Origin of the sequence: Lentisphaera araneosa HTCC2155, from assembly GCF_000170755.1 — a bacterium.
Taxonomy (GTDB): domain Bacteria; phylum Verrucomicrobiota; class Lentisphaeria; order Lentisphaerales; family Lentisphaeraceae; genus Lentisphaera; species Lentisphaera araneosa.
Window position 1 is genome coordinate 1 of sequence record NZ_ABCK01000061.1, and the last position, 3,864, is coordinate 3,864.

Below are 3,864 nucleotides of genomic sequence, written 5' to 3' on the forward strand. Positions count from 1 at the left end.
AACAATACTTACACCCTCCTCGATTCAGGGTACTTCAAAAAACTCGAAAATGTTGGTGGCCAAGTCATGGTTCGCCCCTGTCCACAAGCCTGTTGGGCACCAAGCTTAGCTAAGCAAGATTGGAATAAAGCCAAGGATACTTACATACGCAGTAATAAGGGTGGGGGTAAATGGAAATTCAACTCACTCCCCGAGCAATGGGATATTGTTTACCACGGTCAAAAAATGATCCTGCGACCCACCAATTTTGGTCACTTAGGTGTTTTTGCGGAAGCCGCAAGCAACTGGCAGTGGCTCAAGGATATGTCCAAGCCAGAAATCAAAGCGCTCAATATGTTTGCCTACACAGGAGGCAGCTCATTAGCTATGTCAAAAGGTGGCGCACAAGTCACACACCTCGACGCCGCCAAAGGCATTGTGGATTGGGCTCGACTGAATGCCGAGGCTAATGACATCTCAAATATCCGCTGGATCGTCGATGATGTTAACCGTTTTCTCGACCGTGAAATTCGCCGTGGCAATAAGTACGATGCTCTCGTTATGGACCCACCCTCTTATGGACGTGGTAGCAAAGGTGAAATCTGGAAAATCGAAGACGACATCATGCCCTTCCTCGAGCGTTGCAAAGCCGTCATGAGCGATAAACCTGCCTTCATCTTATTCACATGTCATACACCGCACTTCACTCCAAAAGTTTTAGACAACCTCATCTACACAGTTTGGGGCGAGGATCTGACAACTGAATCGGGTGAAATGACTATCCCTCAAGAGAGCTCTAAGCGTACAATTCCCTCGGGTTTTTATACGCGTGTCACTTTCCCTTGAAAAAAAAGGCCAAACACCTTAAAACCGGCCGTAAAGGCGAAGCCATGGCACAGCGTCAAATGCGACGATGTGGCTATGAGATCTTACGAAAGAATTACTCGCTTGAACATATTGGCGAGATCGACATTATTGCCCGAGACGGCGGGACTCTGTGTTTCGTGGAAGTGAAAACTCGTCATCAAAATAAGACCGAGGATACTTCCCCTGCTCAAGCTATTGATTCCAAAAAGCGCCAACGCATTGCGAAGTGCGCAAAATACTACCTCAAAAAACACAGCCTTACACAGTGCTCATTTCGTTTTGATATTGTAGAAGTCATTTTGGGGAAGTTCTTTTGGCAGCACCAAATCAAGATTCGCACTCACGCCTTTGGTGAATAATTACCAAAGCTTAAAGACGTCGCTACCTAAACACCAGCGTTTTTTCTCAACTTCTGCACCTTTACCTAAGATCCAGTAATTATAGTTTTCTTCTTCAAAACCATTGATCTCTTGAACTTTCAGCCACTGATTGAGGTAAGTTAGGAAATCGGCATCTCTTTCGGCCACTGCACAAGCCAAGGCATAGCGATGTACACTGGGCTTAGGGATAACAACACTGTATCCTGGGTGATAAAGCGTCCAAGCACTACCTGCTTCAGCAGAAATCAACAAAGCATCAAAATCATTCTTTTCACTAAAATATTCCCTCTCATCAGAGATGAATTCCATTTCAAGATTAGGAGCCTTTTGCTCAATAGCCTTAATAAAAGGATTCGAATCCATAACAGCAATTTTATAACGGTTAGCTAAAAGGTTTTCTCGAATCGATAGTTCCTTCTTCATGTGATCTCGAGTTACTAGCGCCAAATTTACCGTCATAACAGGGTCTGAAAAACGTACTTCATTTAACAAATCACGAGCGAAGCCAAGCCCGACATGGCGATATCGATTGAGCCGTTTTTCAACAATTCAGCCATATTGTTTCTATCAAAAGGAATGAACTCAATTTTACATTTAAGGTTTCTCGCAAGTTCATGAGCGTACTGAATATCAAAACCCTGAACTTCTCCAGCCTTATTTAAGTAGGTGAATGGTAAATTTGCTTTACGATAACCAATTCGAAGGTAACCACGCTTCATCACCCTAGCTTTAAGATTTTCATCCAAATCAGCATCTAACTTGGGCACTTCAAAATGCACTTTATTTTCAACGGGAGTATGTACCTTTAAGCGACTTAAGACTTCACGTTTATTATCAACATTTTTAATTGTCGCTGAAAAATAAAAATTCATCGAAATAAAGGCAAGTAATGTTATACACATTGAAGGAATATTGGCTTTCAATAGTTGAATTAAAGTGATTTTGAATCCTTCGGTCATAAAACGTATTGAAACGAGAGTCAATGTCACTAAATGCATCGAAGCTAGAAGTATACCAAAACGCGAATTTATAATTCCCGATAACATAAATAACTGATACATATCTTCTGGTATTTCATAACTATTAAGTAAAAAAGGTATAGATAAACTTGATGAGCCAAAACTACTTAACAAACCAGAAACTGCAAAAGAAGGATAGCTTGAAAAGGGTACTTCAGTATTAACAAACCAACCCGCAAATAAAACAAATAATAGACCCATGACTTTAGCTAAATTAGGAAAGTTAAATGAAATGGGTATAATTACATCTGCAAGCTCTTCGTTTGTTTCATTTAGTCGCCCATTCATTTCCATTATTTTTTTCGAACTTTCAGCAAGCATTGGTAAAACAATAAATAAATTATTTAGAGTAAAAGCTGCTATTAGAGGATCTTTCACACATTCAATCACATCTTTATATTTGTAACCAGTAATCGCACTAATAAGTGCAGGTAAAACCACAAAAGTTAACAACAAACAACAAACAACATAAGTAATTATATAAACTTGTAAGCGCTGGAGTTCATCAGGAGAAATAGTCCCTGCAGCATTCGCGGTAATCGCAAAAACACCTATCGGCGATAAACTCACAAGCTTTTTAGTGATTTTCGAGATCGCCTCATTGAGAGTAATTAAATTATTCATTAAATGCTTTTTGGGCTCAATAGTGATCAATGCAATCCCTACTGCCATACTAAAAATAACTACTGCTGGAACAGCAGAATTTGCTAATGAACTAAAAGGATTTGAAGGTATATACAAATCATAGTAATTCACTTCCATAGGCATAGCGACCGAACTAGCTTGGAAGAAATTGGCATTCTTCAGTTCAGGAAAAACAAAGGGTACACATAGCAGCATGGCTAATGTAATGGCCCACAGAGATAAAATGACCACTCCACCGCGAACGGCAAGGTTTTTCGCTTGTTCAAGCGATAAACCACCCAAACCTTTAATCATCGATATGGTGATATAAGGCAGGATAGTCATCTGCATAATTTTAATAAAGGCGTAACCTACGTGAGACATCCACGCACATTTCTCACCAAAAAATAAACCCACAACCACACCCAAGCCAAGACCGATTAAGATCTTGGTGGATAAGGTCATTTTTTTCTTTTTCTCCAATGAAGTCTCCAAAAGATCACTTAGACCTTAAAAGACTTAGCTTGGCTGATAAATTTCTGAGCCTGAGCCTTTAAACTCTTCGCTTTTTTCTTCCATGGCTCTCGCTAAGGCTTCTTCTTCTTTGAGCCCTTCTGCCGCAGCATAATCACGCACTTCTTGAGTGATTTTCATCGAACAGAACTGCGGACCACACATGGAACAGAAGTGCGCCACTTTAGCACCATCTTGAGGAAGTGTTTCATCGTGATACGATCTTGCTGTATCGGGATCTAAACCGAGATTAAACTGGTCTTCCCAACGGAATTCAAAACGAGCTTTAGAGAGCGCATTATCACGCGCCATCGCACCTGGGTGACCTTTTGCGATATCCGCAGCGTGAGCGGCAATCTTATAAGTGATCACACCTGTTTTTACATCGTCACGATTTGGCAAGCCCAAGTGCTCTTTGGGAGTCACGTAACAAAGCATCGCGCAACCATACCAACCAATCATTGCGGCGCCAATACCAGAAG

Annotated in this window: 5 protein-coding genes; 2 read left to right on the top strand and 3 right to left on the bottom strand. The window is 40.9% G+C overall.

Annotation, left to right across the window (positions count from 1 at the left end):
- Together LNTAR_RS24465 and LNTAR_RS24470 are read left to right on the top strand one after the other, a co-directional pair.
- Positions 1-825 (top strand): class I SAM-dependent methyltransferase (locus LNTAR_RS24465; protein ID WP_007281464.1); only part of this gene is annotated, 825 nt, incomplete at its 5' end.
- A complete protein-coding gene (locus LNTAR_RS24470) occupies positions 822-1,205 on the top strand; it encodes a YraN family protein (RefSeq protein ID WP_007281465.1) in 384 nt (127 codons plus the stop codon). The genes LNTAR_RS24465 and LNTAR_RS24470, both read left to right, overlap by 4 nt.
- On the opposite strand, the gene LNTAR_RS28340 is transcribed toward LNTAR_RS24470, so the two are convergent.
- From LNTAR_RS28340 to LNTAR_RS24485, 3 genes are all read right to left on the bottom strand, one after another.
- On the bottom strand, positions 1,206-1,685 hold the full coding sequence (locus LNTAR_RS28340; RefSeq protein WP_157473839.1) for a hypothetical protein: 480 nt from the start codon (positions 1,683-1,685) through the stop codon (positions 1,206-1,208).
- 26 nt (positions 1,686-1,711) lie between these two features.
- A complete protein-coding gene (locus LNTAR_RS24480; protein WP_007281467.1) occupies positions 1,712-3,352 on the bottom strand; it encodes a cation:dicarboxylate symporter family transporter in 1,641 nt (546 codons plus the stop codon).
- 36 nt (positions 3,353-3,388) lie between these two features.
- The coding region (locus tag LNTAR_RS24485; RefSeq protein ID WP_007281468.1) for a phosphomethylpyrimidine synthase ThiC at positions 3,389-3,864 on the bottom strand (476 nt) is incomplete at its 5' end.